Origin of the sequence: Paractinoplanes ovalisporus, assembly GCF_016834655.1 — a bacterium.
GTDB classification, from domain to species: domain Bacteria; phylum Actinomycetota; class Actinomycetes; order Mycobacteriales; family Micromonosporaceae; genus Actinoplanes; species Actinoplanes ovalisporus.
The window spans coordinates 189,851-215,020 of sequence record NZ_JAENHP010000006.1; the positions used below are offsets into that span (position 1 = coordinate 189,851).

Sequence of the window (25,170 nt, forward strand, 5' to 3'; positions counted from 1 at the left end):
GGCTCGTGCTCGGCCTCGCCTCGTTCGGCGACTGGATCGGCCTGCTGGCCACCGGCATCTTCGCCGCGGCCCAGTTCGAGAGCAGCGTCGGCCAGGGCGCGGCGTTCGGCGGCACCATCGCCGTCCGCCTGCTGCCCGCGCTGCTGCTCGGCCCGATCGCGGGCGTGTTCGCCGACCGCTTCGACCGGCGCTACACGATGGTCATCACCGACCTCATCCGGTTCGTGTTCTACGGCTCGATCCCGCTCGTCCCGCTGTTCGGCGGGTCACCGGGCGTCACCGTGCTCTGGGCGACCATCGCCACGTTCATCGGCGAGACCATCACGCTGATCTGGATCCCGGCCAAGGAAGCCGCGGTGCCCAACCTCATCCCGAAGTCGCGGATCGAGGTCTCCAACCAGCTCACGCTCGTCACCACGTACGGCATCACGCCGATCCTGGCCGCGCTCGCGCTCTCCGCTCTCACCGCGGGCATCCAGCAGTCCGGCGCCACCCTGCCCGACTGGGCCCAGCCCGTGCAGATCGCCCTCTATCTCAACGCGATCTCCCGGCTCGCTACTGCGCTCACCGTCTTCTTCGGCATCAAGGAGATCGGCGGCAAGAGCGCGGAACGTCAGGAAGCCGCCCAGCAGCAGAGCATGACCCGGCAATTCCTCGACGGCTGGAAATACATCGGGACCACCCCCCTCGTACGGGGTCTGGTGCTCGGCATCTTCGGCGCGTTCGCGGCCGGCGGCGTGGTGATCGGCGCCGCCAAGACGTTCGCGACCTCGCTGGGCGCCGGTGAAGCCGCGTTCTACCTGCTCTTCGGCACCATCTTCATGGGCCTGGCGGTCGGCATCGGCCTCGGCCCGATGATCATCCGGGACCTGTCCCGCCGTCGCTGGTTCGGCATGAGCATCGTGCTGGCCAGCGGCTCGGTGATGTTCCTGGGCGTGGCCTTCCACCTGTCCATGGCCCTGGTCGGCGCGCTGCTGGTCGGCGCCGGCGCGGGCATGGCGTTCCTGGCCGGCACCACTCTTCTCTACGGCGAGGTCGACGACGCCGTACGGGGAAGGGTCTTCGCCGTTGTCCAGATCGGCGTGCGGATGGTGTTGCTGCTCGCCATCACGCTCTCCGGTTTCCTCGTCGGCCTGGGCAGTTCCCGCCGCGTCGAACTGGGCGTCGTGCATTTCGACGTCTCCTCGACCCGCGTGTTGCTGCTGGTCGCGGGCGCGATCGGCGTGTTCGTCGGCATCGGCTCGTTCCGCCAGATGGACGACAAGCGCGGCGTGCCGGTCCTGGCCGACCTGTGGGGCTCGCTGCGCGGCCGTCCGCTGGCCCCCGACGAGCAGTTCGTGCGCAGCGGCGTCTTCGTGGTCTTCGAAGGCGGCGAGGGCGCGGGCAAGTCGACCCAGGTCACCCGGCTCGCCGGGCTCCTGCAGGCCGAGGGTCGCGACGTGGTGGTCACCCGCGAGCCCGGCGCCACCGATGTCGGGGCGCGCATCCGCCACCTGGTGCTCGACAAGAGCGAGGCCCCGTCGGCGCGGGCCGAGGCGCTGCTCTACGCGGCCGACCGAGCCCACCACGTGGCGACGGTGGTGCGGCCCGCCCTGGCCCGGGGCGCGGTGGTGATCAGCGACCGTTACGTGGACTCCTCCCTGGCCTACCAGGGCGCCGGCCGCACGCTGCCGGTCGCCGAGATCTCGTGGTTGTCGTCGTGGGCCACCGGCGGCCTGAAGCCCGACCTGGTGGTGCTGCTCGACGTCGACCCCGGAGTGGGCCTCAACCGGGTGGACTCGCGCGGCGAGGGCACAGACCGCCTGGAGAGCGAGTCCCGGTCGTTCCACGAGCGGGTGCGATACGCCTTCCTCGACCTGGCCGCCGCCGACCCGAAGCGTTACCTGGTGCTCGACGCGGCGCGGCCGCTCGAAGAGATCACCGACGCGGTGGAGACCCGTCTGGCCGGCCTGCTGGGAGCGAACGAGCCCAGCCATCCCGCGCCGGCCTCGACCGACCTGCCGCCGGAGCCCGATTTCGACGCCCCCGACCTGACCACACCGCCCGACCGCCGAACCGGCCCCACCGACCGCCGCGGCGCCGATCAGCCGACCACCGACTTGTTCGCTCCCACCGAGCCGGTCCCCGCCCCGACACCCCTGACCCCGACCACACCGGCCGCGTCTCCGGCCGCCTCAGTTTCGGATGGCCCGGTTGCGGACGGCCGGGTTGCGGGCGGCCCGGTTGCGAATGGCATGGCCGGAGACGGCTCGGTTGAGGCTGCCCTTGTTGCGGACGCCCCCACGCAGCCGATCCCGGCGGCCGAGGTAACCCAGCCCGTCGAGCCCCGCCCGTCGGTCGACGCCACCCAGCCGATCGATTCCCGCTCAGCCGCTGACCTGACGCAGCCGATCGACCCCGGTTCGGTAGCCGAGGCCACCCAGCCAGGCGAAGCGGGTTCGACGCGCGACGCCACGCGGCCGATCGATTCCCGCGCGGTGGTCGAGGCCACTCAGCCGATCGAGTCCCGTCCGGCCGTTGACGTCACGCAACCGGTCGACCCTGGCTCGGTGGCCCCGGCCACCCAGCCGAGCGAAGCGGGTTCGACGCGCGACGCCGCGGATGCCACGCAGCGGATCGATGCCGGGTCGACGCGGGATGCCACGCACCCGACCGGATCCCGTTCCGCCGGTGACGTTGCTGACTCCTCGCGGCCGGCCCCGTCGAACGCCGACGAACGCCCCCGCCACCACGCCAACGGCCGCGACGAGGAGCCGCCGCTCGAAGAGATGGCGGAACTGCTCGGCATCAACGACGACGAGACCCCGGACGGCCCCAACCGCTACAGCGGCCGTCGCTGACCTCTCGCTTCTCCCGCACGACCGTCCGGAGGGACGCGTGCGCCGTTTCGGACTGATTGGCCCAGCGGACCACGGCGTCCCGTTGACCACCAGCACCCAGGCCGAGATGCGGCCCGACGAACCGGGAACCACCGTCTTGGCCGCCCACATCACCAGGGCCAGCTGCAGACTTCTACAGCCCCACCACTTCCGGCGACGGCTGCGTCCCCGATGACGCCGGGTCAGCCGCGCAAGGGCGAAGTGTTGTTACTCCCTGCTCTCGCCCCGCCAGCGGTGCGGTGACCTGGCCGACGAGGCGGTGCGAGCCCGGTCGGTGACCGTCGGCATCGGTGTCGCCCGCGTTGCCGGCCCGAAGCTGTGCCGTCGGCTGCGTCTCGGACGGCGGTGGGTCAGCCGCGCCAGAGGGTCAGCATCATGGCCTCCACGGCGATCTCGGGCTTGACGTTTTCGTCGATGGCCTGGCGGCAGGCCAGCACGGCCTCGAGGCGGCGCAAGGCACTCTCGGGGGACCAGCGGCCGGCCGCGGCCTCGGACTGGGCGGCCACGTCGGTGTGCACGACGCTGACCGGTGCGCGCATGTTCGTGACGAGGACGTCGCGGTAGAAGCCGGCCAGGTCGACCAGCGCACGGTCGAGCGCGTCGCGTTTCGAGCGGGTGGCCCGTGACTTCTGGCGGCGCTCCAGGTCTTTGATCTGGCCGGCGGCGCCGCGCATCGCGCCCGCCGCGCCCCGGCCCGTGCCGCCGGCGCCGAGCGCCTGTTCGAGGGAGGCCCGCTCGGCTGCGTCGGTCTCGACCAGCTGCTCGGCCGCCTCGGCCTCGGCCGCCTTGATCAGCGCGCTGGCCGCCTCGAAGCAGGCACCCACCCCGCTCAGGCGGCGCGGCACCGACAACACGGCATCGCGCCGGCCGCGGGCATCGGTGTCGTTCGCCAGGCGCTTCGCCCGGCCGACATGCCCCTGCGACGCGGCCGCCGCCCAGGCCGCCACGTCGGGCGCGATGCCGTCGCGACGGACCAGCACCTCGGCCACCGCGTCGGCCGGCGGCTGCCGCAGCGCCACCACCCGGCAGCGCGACCGGATCGTCACCGAGATGTCGTCGGGGTGGGTCGAGGGGGTGCAGAGCAGGAACACCGTGCGCGGGGGCGGCTCTTCGATCGCCTTGAGCAGCGCGTTTCCCGCCTGCTCGGTGAGGCGGTCGGCATCTTCGATCACGACGATCTGCCACCGCCCGCCCGAGGGCGCGCTCGCCGCCCGCAGCACCAGCGCACGCATCTCGTTGACGCCGATCGACAGACCCTCGGGGACCACGAACCTCACGTCGGCATGGGTCTTGCCCAGCGTCGTGTGGCAGCCGTGGCACTCGCCGCAGCCGATGCCACCACGCTCGCACTGCAGCGCGGCCGCGAAGGACCGCGCGGCCACCGACCGGCCGCTGCCGGGCGGGCCCGTGAAGATCCAGGCGTGGGTCATCGCGCCCGCGGCCACCTGCTCACCGGCCACGACCCGGGCCGCGGCCGCCGCGGCCTGGCGCAGCGTGGCAACCGGCTCATTCTGGCCCACCAGATCGGCGAAGACGTCACTCACGGCACCGATGGTATTGCGCCCCACCGACAGAAGCGCATCCGTCATCCACAGGCCCGGCAGTTATCCACAGTGGAAAACCTGGCGTAGCGAAGGAGTCACTCTTCCGGGTACGTTCTGGTCCCGGTGCGCGACGGCGCGCTGACGCACGGTGAGGAGCCTCGGCATGGCACGTGAGATCGACGAGGCGTGGATCAGCGAGGCCATCGAGAGGCATCGACGTGTGGAGCAACTGCGCGACGACTATGAACGAGCGGTCGGGTCACATCATGTCTCGGTCCACTCACCCGACGATTCGATCGAGGTCACGGTGACCGCTGCCGGCCAGATAACCGACATCCAGATCCACGGTGGTCTGCAGCATCGCCGACCGGCCGAGTTCGCCCGCGAGCTGCAGGCCGCGGTCGCCAGTGCCGCCGAGGCCGCCCGCTGGGCCCGCGAGAAGCTGCACGACGAGATCTTCGGCCGGCTGCGGTCGCTGGGGGAGGCCTGAGCATGGACGAACTGGCCGATCGACTCGACCAGGCGGCCGACGCCCTGGCCGCCGTCGCACGCGAGGTGCCCACCCTGACGGTCACCCCGGCCGTGTTCGGTGTTGTCGATGCCGGGGCCGAGCCGGAGCCGGGTGGCGCCGAGGCCGCGTCCGGGCCGGGTCGGGCCGGGGTCGCGTCCGGCCTGGGTGGTGCCGGGGTCGCATCCGGCCTGGGTGGTGCCGGGGTCGCGTCCGGCCTGGGTGGTGCCGGGGTCGCGTCCGGCCTGGGTGGTGCCGGGGTCGCGTCCGGTTCCGGTGCAGCGAGTGCGTCCGGTTCCGGTGCTGGGGGTGCGTCCGGGGCAGGTGCCGGGATCGCGCCCGGGTCGCGTGGCGCCGGGGTCGCGCCCGGGTCGCGTGGCGCCGGGGTCGCGTCCGGGTTGAGTGGTGCCGGGAGCGTGGGCGGGCCGGGTCTGCCCGGGCGTCTCGGCCGGTCGCTCCACGAGCATTTCGGCGCCGTCCTCGAGGCCCGGGCCCATGAGGCCTCCTCGGCTGCAGCGCGCCTGGCCGACATGGCCGGCTCGGTGCGCACGACGCGACGGCACTATGCGGAAACCGATCACGCGGTCGAACGCCGCTTCACCCGGGAGTTGTGATGGACCGGCTCGACCAGGTGCTCGATTCCGCGATCCCGCTGCTCAAGCGGGCCGAAGACGTTATCGGCGCGGCCGGTGCTCCGCCGGGTCATCCGGTGTGGGGGCAGCTTCGGCTCGTACGGCTGATGCCCGCCGACGCCGCGCACGCGGTGGCCGCCCTGCGTCCCGAAGCCCTGGCCGAGGCCGAGCCCGAACTGCGCGCCGACGCCCGTGCCTGTGCCGAAGCCGCCGTCCTGCCGCCGCCCGGTGAATGGGAGGGCGAAGCCGCCGAGGCCTACGACGACCTGCGCCGGCGCACCGCCGCCCACCTGTCGGGCGGCGACGACAGCCTAGACGAGCGTTTCGAAGCCACCGCCGACCTGGCCGCCGCCCTGCACGACTGGATGACCCGTACGCGGGAACACCTGGCGGCCGCCCTGGCCGACGCGCTGATCTCGGCCGAGGCGCTGACCCTCACTGCTGCGGCGAGCCACCCACCCCTGCCCGCCGAGACGGCCGCGGCCGCCGATCTCACGGCTTACGTCCTGCGTACGATCGCCGCCGACTACGCCGAGGCCGAAGAACTCCTGGCCGGCTCGCAGCGGCTGGCCGAACCGATACCGCTGTGATATTCCGGCCGGCGCGGCGGTGATGAGGGCGAGTCTGGCCCCGTACGGAATGGGGTCGTCGCTGTGCGCCGCAGGGACCGCGTCGGGCACCTGATCCGGCTGCGTGCCCGGGTGTACGCATGGGCGCGGCGCCGCATTCGGATAACCGGAAAGAACTCCGAATGCGACGCCGCGTCCTCCTGCACCCCCCGCAGGTGTAAGACCACTCAACGCTACTGATCGATGAATGTCTTGGGGTTGAGCGGGCTTCGAACCGCTCGGTGGAGACGGGAGGGGACAACCGTTCGGGTCCGACTCATCCATCAGGAGATCGACATGACTCCATCTGGATGACTCCGGTTCCGGAATCCGCCCCGGGCCGCTCGCTTCGCGGCAGCAGGAAGAGGGTCGCTCGCCGCACCGCAGTGAGAAGACGGCCGGGTCCCACTCGCCATGCCGCAGTGAGATGTGGGTCCGGAATCCCGCAGGCCCGTTCGCCGTATGGAAGCGGGATGCTCGGGGCATGGGAAGCCGAGCGGGCGGCCCACCAGCTGGTTCGCCGGCGGGCCGCCCACTTGTGTGATCACACCCGAGTGATCACGCCTGGGTGCGGCGGCGTCGCAGGCCGATCAGAACGGCCCCGACTCCGGCCAGCAGCAGAGCGCCGCCGGCCATGGCGATCCGGTCGAGCCGGGGGCCCGTCACCGGCAGACCGCCGCCCTGGCCCGCCGGGGAGACGGCGGGAGCCTCGGGCGAGACGGCGGCCGCCTCCAGCAGGCCCATCGACATGGTCAGCGTGAGGTCGGAGCCGCTGCCGTAGCCGTCCTGGCCGCGGCCCTTCGAACCCGAAGACTGCGTCATCGCGACCTTGATCGACGCGGCCCGGGCGGCGATGGCGTGTCCCTTGATCGCGTGCCGGACGTCGCCCAGCGAGACCCGCAGCTTGATCCCCTTCTCGGGCGCGGTGGCCGACTCCGGCTGCGGGGCCGAGACCGGCGGCAGTCCGGGAATGGTCGGAACCGGCATCGGCGCGGTCCGTCCGAGCCCGGTCAGCCCCTTCAGCGACGCCGACTCCATCGTGTGCCGGTCCGGGGTCAGCGCGATGTCGACGTGCTCGCCCGCGGCGGACAGGCGCTTGGTCGCGATGCCCTCACCGGAGACCTCGACGACCGCGGGCCGATAGCTGACCTTGCCCCCGGAGGTCGCGGACATGGCGGCCTCGAGGGTGGGCGCCCGCAGCACCCGTACGCGGACCTTGCCGCCCGCGAGTTCGATGAGTCCCGCGGTGACGGTCGAGCGGGCCGCCGTACGGGCCTCGTCGTTGTGGTGTTCGATCGCGGTCGTGCCCCGGCTCGTCATCGTGCCGGGAACGCGGACCAGGTCGCCCTTGAGCAGGCTCAGGCTCGACAGGGAGACGTCGGAGCGCCCCGTCTCGCCGGCGACGCGGCCGCACGCCATGCCCGGGTCCCACTGGGCGTGGGTGCCGATCCGGCCCTTGCCGAGGGTCAGCGGGCCGGTCCGGCCGGCCGGGGTCGAGCGCTGGGCCGCCTTGGCGTTGGTCGGCGGGGCCTGCTGGAGCAGCGGCTTCGCGACCGCCGGGTGGCCGGAGCCGTCAAGCAGGCGGGCATAGGCGGCCGCGGAGATGCGGGCTTTCGCGATCATTGCCGTACGGGCCTCGCCGAGCCCGATCTCCGACACCGCAGCGATGGTCTTGTTGCCGTCGCTCGTCGGGCGGGCGCGCTTGTCCGAGACCCGGCCGTCGCCGTCGTCCTCGGCCCCGGTGCCGTTCACCCGGTCGGCCCGTCGGTCGCCATCGCCCGGGTCTCCGGCCTCGGCGCCGCGTGCGTCCGCCCCGCCGGCCTTCGCGCCGTCTGTGCTTGCGCCGTCTCCGGTCGCGCTGTTTCCGGTCGCGCCGACTCCACGCGCGCCGTTTCCGCTCGCGCCGCCCGTCTTCGAGCCGGCCGGGCCGGTGTGACCATTGCCCGAATTGTCAGCTTCGTCGCCGGTCGGTTCACCGCCACCGACGCCACCGGTCAGGCCGTCCACCACGTCGCCACCCTGCTCGGCGATCTTGTCCACCGGTCCGCGCCGGGCCGGCGGCACCACGTCGGCGACCCCGTCGGTCCCGGTTGCCGCCTTGGGCGCTGCCCCGAGATAGCCCAGAACCCCGGTGCCGATCATCCCGATGCTCTCGCTGACGGTGTCGCTGTCCTCCGGGTCGGGTACGACCGAGTCGTCGTGCCCGCTCAGAACCCGGCCGGCCGCGCCCCCGGCCGTGCCCTCGGTGCCGGCCTTCTCGCGGTCCCGGCCGTCGCGCACCTTCGGTCGTTCCGCCGACGAGCGGATCTCCAGCTTGTTGATCCTCAGGAGCTCGGCCCCGGACTGCGCCGCGAAGTTCTCGGCCCGTTCGCAAGGGGCGGGCGCCGCGAGTGCGGGCTGCGGTGCGGTGAGGGCGCTCGCGAATCCGAGCGCGACGACACTGGCGGCCAGCGACCTGGCGGGCGTCATGTGGCAGTTCCCTCCGGAGATGGGCCGCGCTGAGCGGCGTCTACGGGTCTGCCCAACGAAGGTCGATTAGGGCGGTTGCGATGCATCTATGCGACAACCCCGACGGGTAGCCCAAAACCGGCATTTGGTGCGGGCTGTGCGGCGTCGTAGGGTGGGAGCATGGGCATGCTGTGCGCGGTCAGTTTCAACCGGTACGGCCGCCTCTACTACCTCGATCCGGGCGAGTTCTCGCCCCAGGTCGGCGACCGTGTGCTCGTGCCCACGGACGACGGCCCCGAGGTGGCGGAGTGCGTCTGGGCGGCGCAGTGGGTGAGCGAGGACACTTCGGGGTTCCCCAAGGTGGCCGGGCTCGCCGATGACAACGATCTGCGACGCGACGAGCTGCTGCGCAAGCGCAAAGCGGAGGCCAAGGTCGCCGCCAAAAAGCTGATCAAGGCCCACGAGCTGCCCATGAAGGTGGTGGCGGTCGACCACGTGCTCGACCAGACCGGCTCAGGCAGCGCCCGCACGACGATCTATTTCACCGCCCCGCACCGGGTCGATTTCCGTTCCCTCGTGAGGGACCTGGGCGCGACCCTGCACTGCCGCGTCGAGCTCCGCCAGCTCTCGGCCCGCGATTCCGCCCGGGTCCAGGGCGGCATCGGCTCATGCGGCCGCGACTTGTGCTGCGCCACGTTCCTCACGGACTTCGAGCCGGTCACCATCCGCATGGCAAAGGACCAGGACCTCCCCCTGAACCCCTTGCGGATCTCCGGCGCCTGCGGCCGCCTGATGTGCTGCCTGAAATACGAGCACCCGCTCTACCAGAAGTTCCAGGCCACGGCGCCCGCTGTCGGCACGAGGGTGACCACCCCCGAGGGCGACGGCCGGGTGGTCGCCCACAGCGTCCCGAAAGACGCGGTGGTGGTCCGCATGGACGCCGACGGTTCCCGCTGTTCCTGCAGCCGAGCCTCAGTCTGCGGCCCGCGCCAGGCCCACGACGAGCAGTACAACTAGCCGAGCCGCAGCTCTCTCACTCGTCACACCACCACCCAGCTGCCGGGCGGCAGCTCTCCGCTCGTCACGCCACCACCCAGCCGCCGGACGACAGCACTCCGCTCGTCACGCCACCACGCAGCGGCCTTGCGGCTGCTCTCCGCTCGTCACGCCGCCACGTGGCCGCTCTTCCACTCGTCGCGGCGCCTGGTGCCGGCGCGGCGTGTCAACGCCGCCGCAGTCACCGATCTCCATCCCGACACGACCGCTTCGGTGGTAGGTCACGTGGTCTGGCGGGCCGTGACCAGCAACGGGACCTCGCGGGCACGGCTGTTGAGGCGGCTGCCGGACAGATTCCTGTGCGGCGTCGCACGCTTCGATGCGGGACAAGTCACGTGGTCGAGCGGTGCTCAGCCGTCCAAGACGCATACACCGGCCCAGGCCCACAGAGGCGCCCAGCTAGCAGTCGGCAGCCACCAACTCGGCCCCATCTCGACGCGCCATCACGTGCGGCCCGTCGGCGTCCCTCGGACGGGCGTGATCATGCGGCAGTGTCGGGCTCAGCGGACTTCGATGGGCGGCTCGATTCGGGTCGGGGTCAGCGGGCCGTTGGGGTGCAGCCAGGAACTGTCGGGAGCGCCGTGCGGATCGGCCGTCCACTTGCGGCAGATCTTCTCCACGGCGATGGGGTGGATGGTCAGGGTGCCCTCGCGGTCGATGTGCATGCGCAGGAAGCTCTTGGCGTCTTCGATGCCCTGGCCCGCGAACAGCTCGTTGACGTTGACGCCGACCAAGGACGCCAGCAGCAGGTAGAGCGCCGTCACCTGCGTGGCCAGGAAACCGAACACCGGCCCGTAGACAACGGCGGCCACAACCAGCGGGCCCGGCCACGTCCAGTCGTGGAACGGCAGCTGGAGCCACAGCCACGTGCCGAACACGGCGAGTCCGATGTGGGCGAACGCATGCAGCAGGCCGGCTATCCAGTGGCGGGCATGCTTCGGTTTGTCGGCTTTGGGGGGTTGGGCGAAGGCCACCGACCCGCCGATGATCAGCACCAGCATGACGGACAGCGGGATGCTGAACAGGCGGGCCACGATGCCGGCGCCGTCGGTCGACGCGCCCGCCATCGCCAGCATGGTCAGCACGTGGATGATGCCGAGCATCGTGACGAAGCCGGGGTTGCGGGTCGGCACCCGGTGAAACACGCTCCAGCCCATACGCTTGGAGGCGGCAGCGTCCGGATAGGACTTGCGGAACGCGTACGGCTTGCTCACGCTGCGATTGCGGGTGAGCGTATCGGGCTGCGGGACGATCAGCTCGTTCGGGAGATCCTGCGTGCCGAGCAGATAGGCACCGCCGCCCCCACAGGTGATCATCTCGCGGTCGGGGTCGCTGTAGCGCGCGTAGTGGTGCATGTCGCCGGAGACCAGCACCCGCGTGGTCGCCCCGGTCGGGTCGAGGATCTTGCGGATGAAGTAGTCGATCGCGTCGTAGTCCTCGGGGGCGTCCTTCGCCTTGACCCACTTCGGCGAGGGGGTCATGAGGATGACGCGGTCGTGCGGCCCGAGATGGTGGGCCGCCTCTTCGAAATATTGCAGCTGAGGGTCGTCGATGTACGCCCCGAACTGCTCGTCGATCGCGAACAACCACCAGTTCGCCGGCAGCTTGACCGCGAAGTAGGACCGGCGCTGCTCGGTGCGCCAGCCGCCGATGTGCCCGTCTTTCCGGCGGGCGAAGAGCCGGATGAACGCGGTGAGACCGTCGTACCAGTCGTGGTTGCCGGGCAGCGCGAACAGCGTGGGCTGAGGGGCGCCGGCGGGCGGCTCGGGCAGCGCGGCGCGGTAGGGCCCCTTCATGCGGCTCTCGTAACCGTCGCCGCTGGCCAGCGGATAGACCTGATCACCGCCCATGAGCAGCAGGCGGCCGCGGGGCAGGGAGGCGCCGCCGACCTCGAGCCGCGGCTGGGCCAGCAGGTAGGCCACCGAGTAGGTCGCGTTGAAGCCGTCACCCAGGTCGGCCACGTAGTCGAGCCAGAGCTCGCCATCCTCCGTACGGGAATGGTCGAACCACCCGCCGTCGAGCGCGTTCTGCAGCTCGCGCTTGTCGAGATAGGCGCCGAAGAGGACCGCCAGCAGGGTGCGCACACCCGTGCTGAGCAGCAGAAGCGGGGCCAGCCAGCCGACCGGTCGCTGCGGCGTGAACCCGAGCTCACGCGGGTGCATGCCGGTCGGCCGGCGCGGCACGACCTGACCGGTGGGCGGAGGCTGCGGGTGATCGTCGGTCACGCCTGGCACACTAGCCCCCGCCCCCGACAGAAACCCTGTCCGATTACGGCGGACCGGAGTGCCGCCCCCGCCGAGACGCCCGGGGCCGATACCGTACACTTGATTCTCGTTGCCGCCTTAGCTCAGTCGGCTAGAGCGACGCACTCGTAATGCGTAGGTCGACGGTTCGATTCCGTCAGGCGGCTCCACTGCGAAGGCCCAGGTCAAGCGACCTGGGCCTTCGTTTTTGCCCGTACGGAGTCACGCCTTCGCGAGGCGGCCGACCAGCTCGTCGCAGAACGCGGGCAGGTCGTCCGGCTTGCGGCTGGTGATCAGGTTGTCGTCGGTGAAAACCTGCTCGTCGACCCAGGTGGCGCCGGCGTTGGACAGGTCGGTGCGCAGGCTGGGCCAGCTCGTCAGGGTGCGGCCGTCGACGACACCGGCCTCGATCAGCGTCCACGGGGCGTGGCAGATGGCGGCCACCGTTTTGCCCGACGCGACGAAGTCACGCACAAAGGCAACGGCGTCGGGGTCCGTACGGAGGAAATCGGGGTTGGCGACACCGCCGGGTAGGACGAGTGCGTCGTAATCAGCGACGCTCGCTTCCTTGACCGGCTTGTCGACCCGGTGTTTGCCGCCCGGGTCCATGTGATTGACGGCTTGAATCTCGTCGTCGTTGATCGAGACGAGCTCGGCCGTGCCACCGGCTGATTCGACCGCCTTGCGCGGCTCGGTGTATTCGACTTCTTCCACGCCGTCCGCGGCGAGGAACGCGACGCGTTTGCCCTGAATCGACGGTGCCATCTCGGCGCCCCTTTCTCGTTCGGATCAGGGCGCCGAGAACCGTGCTGACGCCCTAATAGCCGCGATTCCCGACGGCGGCGCGCGCAAACGCCGGCGTACGGCCGTTGGCCAGCTCGCCGCCGAACCAGGCGCCGAAACCGGAGATGGCCAGCGCCAGGATCTCGAGGAGGAACAGCCCGACACCGGCCTGCCGGTCGGGGTCGCCGACGCGGACCATGAGGATCACGGCGAACAGGAACAGCACGCCCATGTTGAGCAGCAGGCGGAGCACCCCGATGCGCTTGGCGTCGGGACGGCGTACGAAGGCCAGGTCGATCGCGCCCGCGAGGGCCGCGGCCACACCGCCCACCAGACCGGCGACAATGTTCCAGTAGGCCAGCGATCCAACGATCGCCGGGGCACCGAGCAGGTTGGCCACGTCGAAGATGACGGCCATCGCGAACAGGCCCAAGGGGAACATCACCAGAATCGGCTGCACCGCCTGGCCCGCGATCTTAAGTCGGCTCTCCATGCGGGTTATCGCCCTTCTACCTGCGAGATCACAGGTTCGAGGTTGGCATCCGACGGTGCCCTACCCGGTCGGTTCGTCTATGAAACGCCACAAGGTGGTCAGAGTGACGCATGCTACCCATCGTTCATTCGGCTTCTACTCAATCTGCAACATGGCAGATTGATGCGTAGCGGACCGCCGGGAGGCATGTTCTACTGGACTGACAAGGGCGGAGTTGGAGGGGAGACGGTAAACAACGGCACCCGGCGGCAACCGGGTGCCGTTCTTGCCTTCGCGGGCGATCACTGTGGTCTTCGTGCGGGGCGGACGACGTCTCCCTCCAGCGCCATCCTGGCCCGGTCTCCCGGCTTGTCGCAAGAAGCCGGGAACAACGAATGCGCCATGAGCAAACGCTCCACTCGATCGTGATGGACGGCCGGCTCCGTGTCGGTTCCCAAACTCGCACCACGTCGTCGGCCGTCCTTCGCACCCGAAGTGAAGCGCTTGGCACCTCACGCGTCCGAAGTGATTCGATGATGGACGGGGAGTCGCCGACGATCGCTCGCCTGCGGGTGCAAGATTGAAGCCTTGGCCGATGGTCGCCGGCGTCGCGGGGAAGCTCTGGTCGGCCGGCGCTCGACACCGCAATCGGTTCGAACAACTCTGGGCCGCGGCCCTCAGTGAGGGCGACACGACGCGGTTCCTCAAGGGGCGCATCGACGATCTGGCGGTCGGCTGATACCAGCTCTCAGCTGCGACGATCCGCCATGAATGACCCCGCCCGAACCTATCGCGGGCGGCGAACGCATCGATGACGTCTGAGTGGCCGCAACGAGGCGCCTACCCGGCTTGTGCTCAATCTGCTACATGGCAGGTTGATGGGTAGCGTGCTCGTCGCTCAGCGTGCTGTACTACCTGTAGGGCAACAAGGGCGGGTTGGAGGAAAGGCGGCTTGACGGCGGCGCCCGGCGGCAACCGGGTGCCGTTTCCGTCTCTGTGATGCCTTCTAGCTACGCCGAAGATCTTCCGAACTGGCGAGGCGGGAAAACATCTCTCTCTGAGCGCCATATTGGCGCGGTCTTCCTTTCCTCGCAAGTACGCAAGCGGAAGGAATGCGCCATGAGCAAACGTCTCTACTATCGCAGTCCGAGCGTCGTGATTACCGACGAGCTGTTTGTCCGCCGTGGAATGCCGCTGACCAGCTACGCCGTCCGCGATCTCCACAACGTCGGCGTGGTTCGGGCCGGCAGCGCGCCGGGTTCCCCGACCACCGTGCTCGCCGTGGCTGCCGGTACGGTGGCCGCCGTCGGTGCGGGGTGGACACTCCTGGAGCCACCCACCGCTTACGGGATCGGACTTCTGGCCGTGACTGTGCCTCTGGCGTGCACCATTCCCTCAATGGTGCGACGTGGCAACCGTGCGTGGGAGCTGCGCGCGATCTATCGGGGATCCGACGTAACGCTCTTCTCCAGCTTCGACGAACGTGAGTTCAACCAGGTCAAGCGTGCTCTGCGACGTGCTATCGAGCAGGCGCCTCCACCCCGGAAGGGCCTCGATCTGGCCGCTGCTTGATCTTCAACGAATCACCTCACCCCAACTTCCCTCGTCTGGTAGGACGTAGTTAGGATGGCCGCGACCTTGCGGACTGCCATTAGGCAATCCGCGAGGTAGCAGGTTGTTTGATCCCAAACGGACTACTTCAACGATGAAGGACCGATGGCCGACGGCGAATCGCCTACGATCGCGCGCCTACGCGTACGCATCGCTGTTCGCGAGGCGCGTGAGGCCGCTGGTCTGACGCAGGCGCAGGTCGCCGAGTCTCTGGAGTGGTCCCACAGCAAGGTCATCCGGATCGAGAACGGCGACAACACCATCTCGATCCAGGACCTGCGAGGTTTGCTAGCACTGCTCAACATCCAGGACAAAAAGCGGGTCGATGCGCTCCTGGCCGATGCCCGGATCGCCCGCAAACGGCAGCCGGAGCAGTCAGCCTGGTGGAAGAAGTCGCCGTTCCGCGAGGAGATGTCCGATCCTCTGCGACGCTTCGTGGAGTACGAGGCCGAGGCGTCCGAGATTCGTTCCTTCAACATTTTCTATGTCCCTGGTCCGCTCCAGACTTCTGCCTACGGCGCTGCCCTCACCGCGATGTGGAAAGGCGACGGTGAGGCACTGTCGGAGGAGAGCGAAGGCGGCGGATTCACGGAGAAGAAGGTCGAGGCGCTGGTCGACGCCCGACGTCTGCGCCGGGAAGCGATGCAGCGCCGGAGCGGGTCGCTGAAGTATCTCGTTCTGTTCGACCAGTCGGTCCTGATGCGGCCGATCGGTGGCGCCAGCATTTTCGCTGCTCAGTTGCAGCAGATCGTCGATCTGGCCGGAGCCGGGTTCACCAAGGTGCGCATGCTCCCGTTCGATCTCCCCATCGCCATTGCCAACAACGGGAGCTACGACCTGCTCCAAGTGGGTGAGGACGGCTCCCGCAGTGAGGTGATGTACCGCGAGAGCGGCCCGAAGGACGAGATGGTGGAAAACCGGCCGGTGACCGAGCGGCACCGTCATAGATTTGATCAACTTTGGGAAGCAGCAACGGCTGAAAGCGACACGATCAACTTCATCCGTACGCGAATCGATTCGTTGGCGAAACCTAAGTGAGGTCTAGCACATGAAATCGAAAACTGCCATGTAGTACGTTATTCGAAGCAGGAGATATTAGATGGTTGAGGTCGTTCCTTCTGAGTGGCGTCGGAGCACCCGATGCACCGGTGGTAACTGCATTGAAGTAGCCAAGGTCGACGGTGGCTACCTCATCAGGGACAGCAAGAACCCGGACTCGGGCCAGCTCTCGTTCAATGACGCGGAGTGGGATGCTTTTGTCGCCGGAGTGAAGGCTAACGACTTCACTTTCTGAGAATAGTTCTGCATGCCCGCCCCGCGCTGAACACGGCGCGGGGCGGGCGTCGTAGGGATAACTTCGGCATTCCTTAGCGGCGTGGCGACGCCCGTGCGCTGCAAAACGGGCGAAAGCCTTCATGGCGGGTCAAATTTCCGGTCATCAAGGTACATAGTGTGCGCACGTCCCGTGACTGAGCTATTCATTCCTGCCGTGCCTAGAACCCGTCGCCTACCGTGGGATTCGGGAACCGGCACGGAGGTGTGCAGATGAACCAAGGAAACGAAGGCCCACAGTGGCGTAGCTCCAGTCGTTGCTCCGGGGGCACTTGCGTCGAAGTCGCGAAGGTCGGGGATCTCTACCTGATTCGTGACTCGAAGAATCCCGGCGCCGCCGCTCACTCGTTCACCGAAGAGGAGTGGCTCGCGTTCGTCGCGGGTGTCAAGAACGGCGAGTTTGTCTTCTGATTGGGGGGAAGCTCGCGGAAGTGCTGGTGGGTCGTCGGCCGAGGGCGGCATACTGCGCTGGTGAGGGCTGACCCGCACGCTGCCCGCTTTGCCGTTCTGCATGACGCGGCCGAGGCGTTGCTGGACGAGCTGGCGGAGCGGTACACGGTTGACCGCCGGGAGAGCAAAGAACTGCTCGGTCCGGCCGATGCCCTGGTGCGGATGGAAAGGCTCATGCCGCGTACGCCCGCGGCCGCGCCCCTGGCGGTTGCGTTCACCGAGGCTCCGGGACTGGCCCTGCGTCTCGGGCGATGGTGGGTCGAGACCCTGCCGATGTGTGCCTGCGAGGTCTGCGACGAAGACCCGTCACGCCTGGTCGAGGTTCTGCGGACGCAGGCGTCGGCCCTGGTCGAGGGCGGGTTGTGGGAGCGGGTGCGGCGCGGGGTCGGCGGGTCCTGGTTCGAGAGCCGGCTCATCGGTGACGGCATCAACGCCCGGCGCGACGGGCCACTGACCAGGGGCGACGCACGCGAGGCGCGGCGCAGCGGATTCGCCGCGGCCGTGCAATGGGCGCCCTGGCCGCATCGGGCCACCAACCTGTCCGGGTCAGGCTCGGAAAAGGGCTAACAGGGCCCGTACGCCGGGACGCCTGATCGCGTGGGCCATGGAAAGGTCACCCCGGCAGAACGTCTCGAACGCGCGCCAGCCCAGGGGCGTGGCCATCGCCAGGTGCACGACACCGGGCAACCGGGAGAAGGCGTTCAGCAACCGGCGCCCGGCGGTCATCTCGGGCACCAGCTCGGCGGCCACCCGATGTTCGTACGAGGAAAGGTCGTTCCACGCGGCGCCGGCCCACGAACCGGACCGCAGCGCGTAACTGATGCCCTCGCGGGTCCACGGCTCGAGCAGGCCCGCGGCATCGCCGACGACGACCACCCGGCCCCGGCGCAACGGAGCGTCGGGGTGCCGGCAGCGTGTCAGGTGGCCGGAGTCGCGCACGACCGGACGGTCCGCGAAGCCGAGCCGCGAGACGAAGTCGTTGAGGTATTCCTTGGTCGCCGCGCCGTGGCCCTTGGCCATGATCACGCCGACCGTGAGCTCGTCCTCCTTGGGGAAGACCCATCCGTAGGAGCCGGGGAACGGGCCCCAGTCGAGCAGGACCCGGCCCTGCCACGCCGCCCGGTCGGCCGGGGTCGCGGCCAGCTCCACCTCGAGGCCGAGGTCTTGCTGCTCGAACGTCACGCCCACGTAGCGGGACGTGATGCCGGCCGAGCCGTCGGCACCGATGACCACGCCCGCCGTGATCTGGTCGCCGCCGGCCAGCGTCACGGTGGCGACGTCGTCGTTCTGCTCGACCGACCGGACCTGGGAGTTCTGCCGCACGACGGCGCCCGCGGCGACCGCCGCCGAATACCAGGCGTGGTCGAAGTCGTCGCGGCGGACCAGGGTGAGGAACGGCCGGCCGGACGCCCGGCGGGTGAAGGAACGCCGTCCGTCGCGCGTGAACGTGAGAGCGGAGATCCGGTCACGGGCGGGAACGTCGATGTGGGCCGAGGCGTACGACAGGGAAGTTCCGATGAGACCGCCGCCGCAGGTCTTGTAGCGCGGGTGCTCGGCGCGTTCGAGGACGATCGTGCGGGCCCCGGCTGCGGCGGCCGCGCGCGCCGCGGACAGTCCGGCCGGGCCGCCGCCGACCACCGCAACATCCCATGCCGGCTGTTCGCTCACGAGCGGGAGTCTAGCCACGAAGTTATGTACGCTCGTACGCATGAGTACGATGCGCGAGCGGATGCTCGCCGGTGAGCTGTACCGCGCCGACGACCCGGCTCTCTTCGAGGACATGGGACGCGCCGCGTCTCTGTCCCACCGCCTCAACCTCGCCGACCCGGCCGACCACGTTCTGCGGCGTGAGCTGCTGACCGAGCTGCTGGGCGGCTTCGGCGAGGACAGCGAGATCCGGCCGCCGTTCCGCTGTGACTACGGCTACCAGACCTTCGTCGGGGCCCGCACGTTCGCCAACTTCGGGCTGATCAGCCTCGACGTGGCGACCGTCACGATCGGCGACGACGTGCAGATGGGCCCCAACGTGCAGCTGCTCACCGCCTGGCACCCGGTCGCGGCCGGTCCCCGCCGGGACAAGTGGGAGGCGGCCTCGCCGATCGTCATCGGCAACAACGTCTGGCTCGGCGGCGGGGTGATCGTCCTGCCCGGCGTCACGATCGGTGAGAACACCGTGGTCGGCGCGGGTGCCGTGGTCACCAAGGACCTGCCACCGAACGTGGTCGCCGTCGGCAATCCGGCCCGGATCATCCGCGAGGTCGAGCCGTGACGGCCGTTCCCGCCGCGCGCTCGCCGCGGCGCTACGACCCCGACCGCAAGAGCCGGATCATCGACGCGGCCCTCGAGGTGATCGCCGACCACGGCGTCGCGGGCACCACCAGCCGGCGCATCGCGGCCGCGGCCGACGTGCCGCTGGGCTCGATCACCTATCACTTCAGCGGGATCGAGGACCTGCTGGAACAGGCCTTCCGGCGGCACTCCGAGCAGATGTCGCCGCGCTACGAGGCGCACTTCGAGCACGTGACCGACCTGGCCGGGTTCGCCGACGCGGTCACCGACCTGATCCACGGCGGGGCGGGTGGCGACGCGCGGGACTGGGCCGTCGCGTACGAGCTCTATCTCGCGGCCCTGCGCGACCCGGCGCTGCGGAGTGTGACCGAGTCGTGGATGCGCCGGTCACGGGCGGTGCTGGAGCGTTTTGTCGATCCGGTCAGCGCCCGGGCCGTCGACGCCTTGATCGAAGGACTCGTCATGCATCTGACCCTGTCCACCGCCACCTTCGACCGCGCCGACACCCGCGCGATGGTCGGCCGTTTCCTGGGGATAGCGCAGTGACGGAGAAACGGGCAGTGACTGAGGAACGAGCAGCGCCGGAGGTGCGAGCGGCCACCCGGGCCGTCTACGCCGCCTTCATCATGGCCGGGGTCGCGGCCGCCAGCTGGGCCTCCCGCATCCCGCAGGTGCGCGACGAGCTCGGGCTCACCCCGTCCCGCCTGGGGCTCGTGCTGCTCGCTCTGGCCGCCGGCTCGATCGTCTCGTTGCTGCTCGCGGGCCAGATCGTCGATCGCTTCGGGTCGAGCCGGACGGTGGCCGCGATGGGCGGGCTGCTCGGCCTGGCCATGCTCTCGATCTCGGTCGGCTACGAGTTCGGCGTGCTCCCGGTCGTGCTCGCCCTGTTCGCGTTCGGCTTCGCGAACGGCGCCTGGGACGTCGCCATGAACGTGCAGGGCGCGATCGTCGAGCGCCGTCTCGGGAAGGCGATCATGCCGCGCTTCCACGCCGGTTTCAGCGTCGGCACGGTCGCGGGCGCGCTGGTCGGCGCGGGTGCGGTCGCGGTCGGCGTCTCGGTCACGATCCACCTCGCGGTCACCGCGGTGCTGATCGCGGCGATCGTCATCGTCTCGGTGCGGGCCTTTGTCCCCGACGACGCGGGTCCGGCGCCGACCGTGACGCCCTCCGACCCCACGATGATCGGCTCCAACCCGCCGGTCATCTCGCGGGGCGAGCGTTTCCGGCAGGCCGTGTCGACGTGGCGGGAGCCGCGCACGATCCTGGTCGGCATCTTCGTGCTGGCGTTCGCCTTCACCGAGGGCGCCGGCATCGACTGGATCAGCGTCTCGATGATCGACAGCTACGGCACTTCGGCGGCGGTCGGCACGCTGGCGTTCGCCCTGTTCCTGAGCGCGATGACCGCCGGCCGCTGGTTCGGTCCGGCCCTGCTCGACCGTTACGGCCGGGTTCCCGTCGTACGGGTCCTGGCCGCGGTGAGCCTGGCCGGCCTCGCGCTGTACATCCTCGGGCCGTCGACGCCGTTCGCTTTTGTCGGCGCGCTGTTCTGGGGGCTGGGCGCGTCGCTGGGCTTCCCGGTCGGCATGAGCGCGGCCGCCGACGATCCGGCCCACGCGGCGGCCCGGGTCAGCGTCGTCGCCTCGATCGGCTACTGCGCGTTCCTCGGCGGCCCGCCCCTGATCGGCTTCCTCGGCGACCACGTGACCGTCAAGAACGGCCTGGCCGCGGTGGCCGTCCTGCTGATCGTCTCGCTCACGCTGGCCGGGGCGGTCAAGCCACTGCCCGAGCCCGCCGTACGGTGAATGACATGCCCAAGCCTCAGATGAGTGCACCCCAGCCCGCCGCCGACGAGATGCCGGCCCACGTGTTCGGGGTGGTGACCGAGGACGGTCGCTGCGTCACATGCGGTGACGCCGTGACCGACGTGAATGCCGAGCCGCTCGACTACGAGGAGTTCCCGGACGGCACCATGGTCGTCCGATCGGTGGTCTTCGTGGTGCTCCCCTGCGGCCACGACTTCACGCGTGAGGTGCGGAGCGCCGGCTGACGGCGGGGCGGCCTGGACGCGTACGGGGAAATGGTTGGTCGGCGGCTCGAGGCCGAGCTCACTTCATGACCAGCCGGCCGGTCGACTCGAACTGAGCCAGGTCGGCCAGCACCTCGTCGATCACGAACGACTTCGGCCCGGGGAGCGCGTCGAGCGGGAAGAAGCCGGCGTCGACCGATTCGTCGGTCTGGCGCAGCAGCTCGCCCTCCCAGGTGTGGATCCGGAACGACATCAGGATCTGCTGGTAGGAGTGGCCGTAGTCGTTCGTGTACGTGTAGGCCGAGTAGAATGCGAACGGCGTGAGCGAGGTGGCCCGCAAGCCGGTCTCCTCCCACGTCTCGCGGATCGCGCACTCCTCCATGCTCTCGCCGAGTTCCATCGCCCCGGCCGGGATGGCCCAGCGGTGGTTGTCGGAGCGCTGGATGAGCAGCAGACGGTTCTGATCGTCGAGGATCACCCCGCGCGCCCCGACGAACAGGATCGTGTCGGTGTCGCCGATGCTCGCCCGCACCTTGCCCAGATAAGACTCAGCCCACGTCAATCCCACGGCGCAACTCTAGTCATGCCGACTTCTTCACGGCCTTCTTGGCGGGCGTGGCCTTCGCCGCGGTCGTCTTCTTGGCGGGCGTCGCCTTCTTCGCCGGGGCCTTCTTGGCTGCTGCCGTGGTCTTCGCAGCGGGCGCCTTCTTCGCTGTCGACGCTGATCCGGAGCCGCCCGCTGCGGCATCCTCGCCGCGCGCCTTCTTCGCCCGCTCGACCGAGGCCTTGAGCGCCGCCATCAGGTCGACCGCGGCCGCCGGGGCCTCCTCGGCCTCTTCCGGCTGCACGATCTCGCGGCCCTCGACCTTGGCGTCGATGACCTCCTGGAGCGCGGCCCGGTAGTTGTCGGTGAACTCGTCGGCCTTGAAGCTGCCGGCCATCGAGTCGATCAGCGAGCTGGCCATGGCGAGCTCGGCCGGGCGGGTCTCGATGTCTTCGTCGAGGAAGCCGAAGTCGGGGGTGCGCACCTCGTCGGGCCAGAGCATCGTGTTGAGCACCAGCACGTCCTCGTGCACGCGCAGGGTGGCCAGCTGCTCCCGCTGCCGGATGGCGATCTTGACGATGGCGACCCGGTCGGCGTCCTGCAGGGCGTCGCGGAGCAGCACGTACGGCTTGGCCGCCTGCCCCTCGGGCTCGAGGTAGTACGCCTTGGCGAACAGGATCGGGTCGATGTCGTCGGCCGGCACGAACTCCAGCACGTCGATCGCCCGGGACGTGGTCAGCGGCAGGTCGGAGAAGTCTTCGTCGGTCAGGATGACCATCTCGCCGCCGCCGATGTCGTAACCCTTGGCGATGTCGTCGTAGCTGACCACTTCGCCGTCGATCGAGCACGTGCGCTGGTATTTGATGCGGCCGCCGTCGGTGCGGTGCACCTGGTGGAACCGGATGTCCTTCTCCTCGGTGGCGGAGTACAGCTTGACCGCGATGGACACCAGCCCGAAGGAGACCGCGCCCTTCCAGATCGCTCTCATGTCCCCTCCAGATACCCCGTTCGGGAAAAACCCCTGATCAGGATCGCATCACTGAGACTCCTGCGTAAGGTGTTCGTCCCTGCCTATGGTGATCGGGTGCCCGGTGCGCCATTGTCTCCCATGCTCGCGACCTCGGGCGCGCTGCCGGCCGGGCCCGGGTGGAGCTACGAGTTCAAGTGGGACGGAGTCCGTGTCCTCGCGCTCTTCACCGGGGGTCCACCCGACCTGTTCGCGCGTTCCGGTGCGGTCGTCACTGCCGCATACCCCGAGATAGCCGATCTTCACCTGCCCGAGGGCACGCTGCTCGACGGCGAGATGGTCGTGCTCAACGACGCGGGCCGGCCCTCGTTCACGGCGCTGGCCGAGCGGATGCACGTCCGCGAGCGGCTGCGGGCGGCCCGGCTGGCGGCGACGCTTCCCGTCACGTACATGATCTTCGACCTGCTCTACTACGACGGCGAGGACCTCACCGGCCTGCCCTACCTGGCCCGTCGCGAGAAACTCGAGGAGCTGGGGCTGGCCGCGCCCCGGTGGATGGTGCCGCCCGCGTTCGGTGACGGGCCGGCGACCGCGCAGGCGGCCCGCGAGAACCATCTCGAGGGCGTGGTGGCCAAACGGGAGGACTCGGTTTATCTGCCGGGGTCGCGCTCGCCCGACTGGGTCAAGGTCAAGTTCGACCGTACGGGCGACTACGTGATCGGTGGGTGGCGCGCCGGTGTCCGCAAGCTCGGCGGCCTGCTCGTCGGCGTGCCGACCGCGGACGGACTGGCGTTCCGGGGCCGGGTCGGCGGCGGCATCGGGGCGGTCGCCGAGAAGGAGCTGCTGGCCGCGCTCGAACCGCTGGCCCGGAGCGATTCGCCGTTCGTGGCGGGTGCGGTCCCGCGTGAGGATTCCCGGGGCGCGCACTGGGTACGGCCCGAACTGGTGGTCGAGGTGCGTTACGGGAACCGGACGCCGGACGGACGGTTGCGGTTCCCCCGTTTTCTGCGTTTGCGTGACGACAAGTCTCCCGAGGAATGCGTGGAGGAGGACGAGGATGGCCGGTGAACGGTTTCCCGTCTCGATCGACGGACGCGATTTCGAATTGTCCAACCTCGACAAGCTGATGTACCCGGCCGCGGGTTTCACCAAGGGCGAGGTCATCGACTACTACACACGGATCGCGCCGGTGATGCTCCCGCACCTGGCCGGCCGTGCGGTCACCCGCATCCGTTATCCGAACGGCGTCGACGGGGTGCATTTCTTCGAGAAGAACAAGCCCGGCGGTACGCCGTCCTGGGTGCGCCTGGAGACGCTGCCGGTGCCCGGGTCGACCAAGAGCCGGGAGACGATCGACTTCGTCGTGGTGGACGACCTGCCGACCCTGGTCTGGCTGGCCAACCTGGCCGCCCTCGAGCTGCACACGCCGCAGTGGCGGATCGGTCAGGATCCCGACCTGCTGGTGGTCGACCTCGATCCGGGCGCGCCGGCCGGGTTGCGGGAATGCAGCGCGGTGGCGGTTCTGATGCGCGACCGGCTGGCCTCCGACGGGGTGGCCGCCTATCCGAAGACCTCGGGCAAGAAAGGCATGCAGTTGTGCTGCCCCATCTCGGGCACCCAGGATTCGGAGTTCGTTTCCCGGTACGCGAAGAGGGTCGCCGAGGAACTGGCCACGATGGTGCCCGGCTCGATCACCGCGAAGATGGCCAAAGCCGTACGGCCGGGAAAGGTCTTCATCGACTGGAGTCAGAATGCGGCCGCCAAGACCACGGTGACGCCGTATTCGTTGCGGGCCCAGGAGGTGCCGACCGCCTCCACGCCGCTCACGTGGGACGAGGTGGAGGCCGTCGCGACCGGGGCCGAGGAACCGCGGCACTACCGGGCGTCCGACGTGCTGGAGCGGGTCGAAGAGCACGGTGACCTGCTCGAAGACCTGCTCACGCCGGGGCCCGCGCTGCCGGGGTAGCGGGTACCTTGCGACGCAAGGTACTGTGTGCCGCATGGCAGATGTCTCGCAGTTGTCGACGAGTCTGCGCCGCGGCACGTTGGAGTTCTGCGTCCTGTCGATGGTCGAGCTCGAAGACAGGTACGGCAACGAGATCGTGCGTCGGCTGGGCGAGGAACCCAACCTGGCCGCCGGGGAGGGCACGATCTATCCGCTGCTCTCGCGCCTGCGCCGCTCGGGTTGGCTGGAGAGCAAGTGGGTCGAGTCGCCGAGCGGACCACCGCGGCGCTACTACGGGTTGACCTCGGACGGGCGCTCCGCGCTCGACCATTTCCGCACCGAATGGGTGTCGTTTCGACAGACCGTCGACCGTCTCGTGGGAACCGGGGAGGCCGCATGAAGACCAGGCAGAACGATGTCGTCGCGGAATATCTGCGCGAGGTCGACCAGCGGCTGGCCGGGATCCCCGTGCTCCAGCGCCGGGAACTGCTCGCCGACCTCGAGGCGCACATCGCCGCCGAGCGGGTCGACCGCAACCTCGACAGCGAGGGTGAGCTCATCGAGATGCTCGAAAAGCTCGGCAGCCCCGAGGTGGTGGCGGCGGCCGCACACGAGGAGGCCGGCACCCAGCCGAGGGCGCCCCAACCTCCCCGCCGGCGGCTCTGGCCGTGGTTCGTCGGAGTCGGCGCGCTGCTGGTCGTGTTCGCGTTCTGCGCGTCCGCGCTCTTCCTGGCCCGGGTCGATTCCACCGAGCAGCCGGCCCCGCCCGAGCCCGCGGTCACCGCTCCCGTGCCCCAGCCGACCTCATAGGGCGTACGGCCCGTGCGGCCGTA

General features: G+C 69.6%; 27 protein-coding genes and 1 tRNA gene. 20 read left to right on the plus strand and 8 right to left on the minus strand.

All coding sequences use genetic code 11. The features are described 5' to 3' along the window. Nucleotides 1-5 precede the first annotated feature (5 nt). Nucleotides 6-2,840 (plus strand): dTMP kinase, encoded by a 2,835-nt coding sequence (gene tmk / locus JIG36_RS20925; protein ID WP_438870747.1) that lies wholly within the window; start codon nt 6-8, stop codon nt 2,838-2,840. Nucleotides 2,841-3,229: 389 nt separating this feature from the next. On the opposite strand, the gene JIG36_RS20930 is transcribed toward tmk, so the two are convergent. Beyond that, nucleotides 3,230-4,423: a DNA polymerase III subunit delta' gene (locus tag JIG36_RS20930; RefSeq protein WP_203378030.1), complete on the minus strand. Its 1,194-nt coding sequence runs from the start codon at nt 4,421-4,423 to the stop codon at nt 3,230-3,232. 163 nt (nt 4,424-4,586) lie between these two features. Here JIG36_RS20930 and JIG36_RS20935 point away from each other — a divergent pair, with 163 nt between their 5' ends. Genes JIG36_RS20935 through JIG36_RS20945 form a run of 3 tightly spaced genes read left to right on the plus strand, consistent with a single transcriptional unit; the run spans nt 4,587 to nt 6,153 of the window. After that, nucleotides 4,587-4,913: a YbaB/EbfC family nucleoid-associated protein gene (locus JIG36_RS20935; RefSeq protein ID WP_203378031.1), complete on the plus strand. Its 327-nt coding sequence runs from the start codon at nt 4,587-4,589 to the stop codon at nt 4,911-4,913. A 2-nt stretch (nt 4,914-4,915) separates the two neighbouring features. After that, nucleotides 4,916-5,545: a hypothetical protein gene (locus JIG36_RS20940; protein ID WP_203378032.1), complete on the plus strand. Its 630-nt coding sequence runs from the start codon at nt 4,916-4,918 to the stop codon at nt 5,543-5,545. Further along, a complete protein-coding gene (locus JIG36_RS20945) occupies nt 5,545-6,153 on the plus strand; it encodes a hypothetical protein (protein WP_203378033.1) in 609 nt (202 codons plus the stop codon). The genes JIG36_RS20940 and JIG36_RS20945 overlap by 1 nt, the downstream gene beginning before the upstream one ends. 576 nt (nt 6,154-6,729) lie before the next feature. Here JIG36_RS20945 and JIG36_RS20950 read toward each other — a convergent pair. Further along, on the minus strand, nt 6,730-8,640 hold the full coding sequence (locus JIG36_RS20950; RefSeq protein ID WP_203378034.1) for a hypothetical protein: 1,911 nt from the start codon (nt 8,638-8,640) through the stop codon (nt 6,730-6,732). A 159-nt stretch (nt 8,641-8,799) separates the two neighbouring features. On the opposite strand from JIG36_RS20950, the gene JIG36_RS20955 reads away from it, so the two are divergent. Further along, on the plus strand, nt 8,800-9,636 hold the full coding sequence (locus JIG36_RS20955) for a PSP1 domain-containing protein (RefSeq protein ID WP_203378035.1): 837 nt from the start codon (nt 8,800-8,802) through the stop codon (nt 9,634-9,636). A gap of 539 nt (nt 9,637-10,175) precedes the next feature. Here JIG36_RS20955 and JIG36_RS20960 read toward each other — a convergent pair. Further along, a complete protein-coding gene (locus JIG36_RS20960) occupies nt 10,176-11,900 on the minus strand; it encodes a metallophosphoesterase (RefSeq protein ID WP_203378036.1) in 1,725 nt (574 codons plus the stop codon). A 111-nt stretch (nt 11,901-12,011) separates the two neighbouring features. Here JIG36_RS20960 and JIG36_RS20965 point away from each other — a divergent pair. After that, nucleotides 12,012-12,088 (plus strand) — tRNA-Thr (locus JIG36_RS20965). A gap of 52 nt (nt 12,089-12,140) precedes the next feature. Here the strand turns inward: JIG36_RS20965 and JIG36_RS20970 are convergent. After that, nucleotides 12,141-12,683 (minus strand): type 1 glutamine amidotransferase domain-containing protein, encoded by a 543-nt coding sequence (locus JIG36_RS20970; RefSeq protein ID WP_203378037.1) that lies wholly within the window; start codon nt 12,681-12,683, stop codon nt 12,141-12,143. A 52-nt stretch (nt 12,684-12,735) separates the two neighbouring features. Next, nucleotides 12,736-13,194 carry a DUF2231 domain-containing protein gene (locus JIG36_RS20975; RefSeq protein WP_203378038.1) on the minus strand — a complete coding sequence of 153 codons (459 nt, stop codon included), beginning with the start codon at nt 13,192-13,194 and terminating at the stop codon, nt 12,736-12,738. A gap of 574 nt (nt 13,195-13,768) precedes the next feature. Between JIG36_RS20975 and JIG36_RS20980 the strand changes: the two genes are divergently transcribed. The 6 genes from JIG36_RS20980 (at nt 13,769) to JIG36_RS21005 (ending at nt 17,133) form a co-directional block, all read left to right on the plus strand. Beyond that, nucleotides 13,769-13,912 carry a hypothetical protein gene (locus JIG36_RS20980; RefSeq protein WP_203378039.1) on the plus strand — a complete coding sequence of 48 codons (144 nt, stop codon included), beginning with the start codon at nt 13,769-13,771 and terminating at the stop codon, nt 13,910-13,912. Nucleotides 13,913-14,292: 380 nt separating this feature from the next. Beyond that, a complete protein-coding gene (locus JIG36_RS20985) occupies nt 14,293-14,745 on the plus strand; it encodes a DUF6232 family protein (RefSeq protein ID WP_203378040.1) in 453 nt (150 codons plus the stop codon). Between the two features lie 144 nt (nt 14,746-14,889). After that, nucleotides 14,890-15,822 (plus strand): helix-turn-helix domain-containing protein, encoded by a 933-nt coding sequence (locus tag JIG36_RS20990; protein WP_203378041.1) that lies wholly within the window; start codon nt 14,890-14,892, stop codon nt 15,820-15,822. Between the two features lie 61 nt (nt 15,823-15,883). Then, nucleotides 15,884-16,078: a DUF397 domain-containing protein gene (locus JIG36_RS20995; RefSeq protein ID WP_203378042.1), complete on the plus strand. Its 195-nt coding sequence runs from the start codon at nt 15,884-15,886 to the stop codon at nt 16,076-16,078. A gap of 251 nt (nt 16,079-16,329) precedes the next feature. After that, the gene (locus tag JIG36_RS21000) at nt 16,330-16,527 is read left to right on the plus strand and encodes a DUF397 domain-containing protein (protein ID WP_203378043.1); all 198 of its coding nucleotides are present in this window, start codon (nt 16,330-16,332) and stop codon (nt 16,525-16,527) included. A 60-nt stretch (nt 16,528-16,587) separates the two neighbouring features. Continuing rightward, nucleotides 16,588-17,133 carry a DUF6226 family protein gene (locus tag JIG36_RS21005; protein ID WP_203378044.1) on the plus strand — a complete coding sequence of 182 codons (546 nt, stop codon included), beginning with the start codon at nt 16,588-16,590 and terminating at the stop codon, nt 17,131-17,133. On the opposite strand, the gene JIG36_RS21010 is transcribed toward JIG36_RS21005, so the two are convergent. Then, a complete protein-coding gene (locus JIG36_RS21010; RefSeq protein ID WP_203378045.1) occupies nt 17,113-18,276 on the minus strand; it encodes a geranylgeranyl reductase family protein in 1,164 nt (387 codons plus the stop codon). The two genes, JIG36_RS21005 and JIG36_RS21010, sit on opposite strands and share 21 nt — an antisense overlap. Here JIG36_RS21010 and JIG36_RS21015 point away from each other — a divergent pair. The 4 genes from JIG36_RS21015 to JIG36_RS21030 are packed head-to-tail and all read left to right on the plus strand — an operon-like array spanning nt 18,275 to nt 20,902. After that, complete coding sequence (locus tag JIG36_RS21015; protein WP_203378046.1) at nt 18,275-18,835, plus strand: sugar O-acetyltransferase; 561 nt, start codon at nt 18,275-18,277, stop codon at nt 18,833-18,835. The genes JIG36_RS21010 and JIG36_RS21015 overlap by 2 nt on opposite strands. Continuing rightward, nucleotides 18,832-19,401 (plus strand): TetR/AcrR family transcriptional regulator, encoded by a 570-nt coding sequence (locus JIG36_RS54095; protein WP_203378047.1) that lies wholly within the window; start codon nt 18,832-18,834, stop codon nt 19,399-19,401. Before JIG36_RS21015 ends, JIG36_RS54095 begins: the two co-directional genes overlap by 4 nt. A gap of 14 nt (nt 19,402-19,415) precedes the next feature. Further along, on the plus strand, nt 19,416-20,657 hold the full coding sequence (locus JIG36_RS21025; RefSeq protein WP_307872824.1) for an MFS transporter: 1,242 nt from the start codon (nt 19,416-19,418) through the stop codon (nt 20,655-20,657). Nucleotides 20,658-20,662: 5 nt separating this feature from the next. After that, on the plus strand, nt 20,663-20,902 hold the full coding sequence (locus JIG36_RS21030; RefSeq protein WP_203378048.1) for a hypothetical protein: 240 nt from the start codon (nt 20,663-20,665) through the stop codon (nt 20,900-20,902). A 58-nt stretch (nt 20,903-20,960) separates the two neighbouring features. Here JIG36_RS21030 and JIG36_RS21035 read toward each other — a convergent pair whose 3' ends face one another. Both JIG36_RS21035 and ku read right to left on the minus strand, forming a co-directional pair. Continuing rightward, on the minus strand, nt 20,961-21,449 hold the full coding sequence (locus JIG36_RS21035; protein ID WP_203378049.1) for an NUDIX domain-containing protein: 489 nt from the start codon (nt 21,447-21,449) through the stop codon (nt 20,961-20,963). A 13-nt stretch (nt 21,450-21,462) separates the two neighbouring features. Continuing rightward, the gene (gene ku / locus JIG36_RS21040; protein WP_203378050.1) at nt 21,463-22,413 is read right to left on the minus strand and encodes a non-homologous end joining protein Ku; all 951 of its coding nucleotides are present in this window, start codon (nt 22,411-22,413) and stop codon (nt 21,463-21,465) included. Nucleotides 22,414-22,509: 96 nt separating this feature from the next. On the opposite strand from ku, the gene ligD (JIG36_RS21045) reads away from it, so the two are divergent. Genes ligD (JIG36_RS21045) through JIG36_RS21060 form a run of 4 tightly spaced genes read left to right on the plus strand, consistent with a single transcriptional unit; the run spans nt 22,510 to nt 25,147 of the window. After that, nucleotides 22,510-23,460, plus strand: a complete 951-nt coding sequence (gene ligD, locus JIG36_RS21045) for a non-homologous end-joining DNA ligase (RefSeq protein ID WP_203378051.1) — start codon at nt 22,510-22,512, stop codon at nt 23,458-23,460. Then, nucleotides 23,450-24,358, plus strand: coding sequence for a non-homologous end-joining DNA ligase (gene ligD / locus JIG36_RS21050; protein ID WP_203378052.1), 909 nt, complete (start codon nt 23,450-23,452; stop codon nt 24,356-24,358). The genes ligD (JIG36_RS21045) and ligD (JIG36_RS21050) overlap by 11 nt, the downstream gene beginning before the upstream one ends. A 34-nt stretch (nt 24,359-24,392) precedes the next feature. Then, nucleotides 24,393-24,737: a PadR family transcriptional regulator gene (locus JIG36_RS21055; RefSeq protein ID WP_203378053.1), complete on the plus strand. Its 345-nt coding sequence runs from the start codon at nt 24,393-24,395 to the stop codon at nt 24,735-24,737. Next, the gene (locus JIG36_RS21060) at nt 24,734-25,147 is read left to right on the plus strand and encodes an HAAS signaling domain-containing protein (RefSeq protein ID WP_203378054.1); all 414 of its coding nucleotides are present in this window, start codon (nt 24,734-24,736) and stop codon (nt 25,145-25,147) included. The genes JIG36_RS21055 and JIG36_RS21060 overlap by 4 nt, the downstream gene beginning before the upstream one ends. Nucleotides 25,148-25,170 lie beyond the last annotated feature (23 nt).

What these genes read in the sequence shown, in the direction of transcription:
- JIG36_RS20955 (WP_203378035.1), top strand. Translation starts at nt 8,800, where the DNA reads ATGGGCATGCTGTGCGCGGTCAGTTTCAACCGGTACGGCCGCCTCTAC.
- ku (WP_203378050.1), bottom strand. Translation starts at nt 22,413, where the DNA reads ATGAGAGCGATCTGGAAGGGCGCGGTCTCCTTCGGGCTGGTGTCCATC.
- JIG36_RS20970 (WP_203378037.1), bottom strand. Translation starts at nt 12,683, where the DNA reads ATGGCACCGTCGATTCAGGGCAAACGCGTCGCGTTCCTCGCCGCGGAC.
- JIG36_RS20975 (WP_203378038.1), bottom strand. Translation starts at nt 13,194, where the DNA reads ATGGAGAGCCGACTTAAGATCGCGGGCCAGGCGGTGCAGCCGATTCTG.
- JIG36_RS20935 (WP_203378031.1), top strand. Translation starts at nt 4,587, where the DNA reads ATGGCACGTGAGATCGACGAGGCGTGGATCAGCGAGGCCATCGAGAGG.
- JIG36_RS21030 (WP_203378048.1), top strand. Translation starts at nt 20,663, where the DNA reads ATGCCCAAGCCTCAGATGAGTGCACCCCAGCCCGCCGCCGACGAGATG.
- JIG36_RS20995 (WP_203378042.1), top strand. Translation starts at nt 15,884, where the DNA reads ATGGTTGAGGTCGTTCCTTCTGAGTGGCGTCGGAGCACCCGATGCACC.
- JIG36_RS20990 (WP_203378041.1), top strand. Translation starts at nt 14,890, where the DNA reads ATGGCCGACGGCGAATCGCCTACGATCGCGCGCCTACGCGTACGCATC.
- JIG36_RS20980 (WP_203378039.1), top strand. Translation starts at nt 13,769, where the DNA reads ATGGTCGCCGGCGTCGCGGGGAAGCTCTGGTCGGCCGGCGCTCGACAC.
- JIG36_RS20950 (WP_203378034.1), bottom strand. Translation starts at nt 8,640, where the DNA reads ATGACGCCCGCCAGGTCGCTGGCCGCCAGTGTCGTCGCGCTCGGATTC.
- JIG36_RS21015 (WP_203378046.1), top strand. Translation starts at nt 18,275, where the DNA reads ATGAGTACGATGCGCGAGCGGATGCTCGCCGGTGAGCTGTACCGCGCC.
- JIG36_RS20985 (WP_203378040.1), top strand. Translation starts at nt 14,293, where the DNA reads ATGAGCAAACGTCTCTACTATCGCAGTCCGAGCGTCGTGATTACCGAC.
- ligD (WP_203378052.1), top strand. Translation starts at nt 23,450, where the DNA reads ATGGCCGGTGAACGGTTTCCCGTCTCGATCGACGGACGCGATTTCGAA.
- JIG36_RS20945 (WP_203378033.1), top strand. Translation starts at nt 5,545, where the DNA reads ATGGACCGGCTCGACCAGGTGCTCGATTCCGCGATCCCGCTGCTCAAG.
- JIG36_RS21000 (WP_203378043.1), top strand. Translation starts at nt 16,330, where the DNA reads ATGAACCAAGGAAACGAAGGCCCACAGTGGCGTAGCTCCAGTCGTTGC.
- JIG36_RS21060 (WP_203378054.1), top strand. Translation starts at nt 24,734, where the DNA reads ATGAAGACCAGGCAGAACGATGTCGTCGCGGAATATCTGCGCGAGGTC.
- JIG36_RS21055 (WP_203378053.1), top strand. Translation starts at nt 24,393, where the DNA reads ATGGCAGATGTCTCGCAGTTGTCGACGAGTCTGCGCCGCGGCACGTTG.
- JIG36_RS20940 (WP_203378032.1), top strand. Translation starts at nt 4,916, where the DNA reads ATGGACGAACTGGCCGATCGACTCGACCAGGCGGCCGACGCCCTGGCC.
- JIG36_RS21010 (WP_203378045.1), bottom strand. Translation starts at nt 18,276, where the DNA reads ATGCGTACGAGCGTACATAACTTCGTGGCTAGACTCCCGCTCGTGAGC.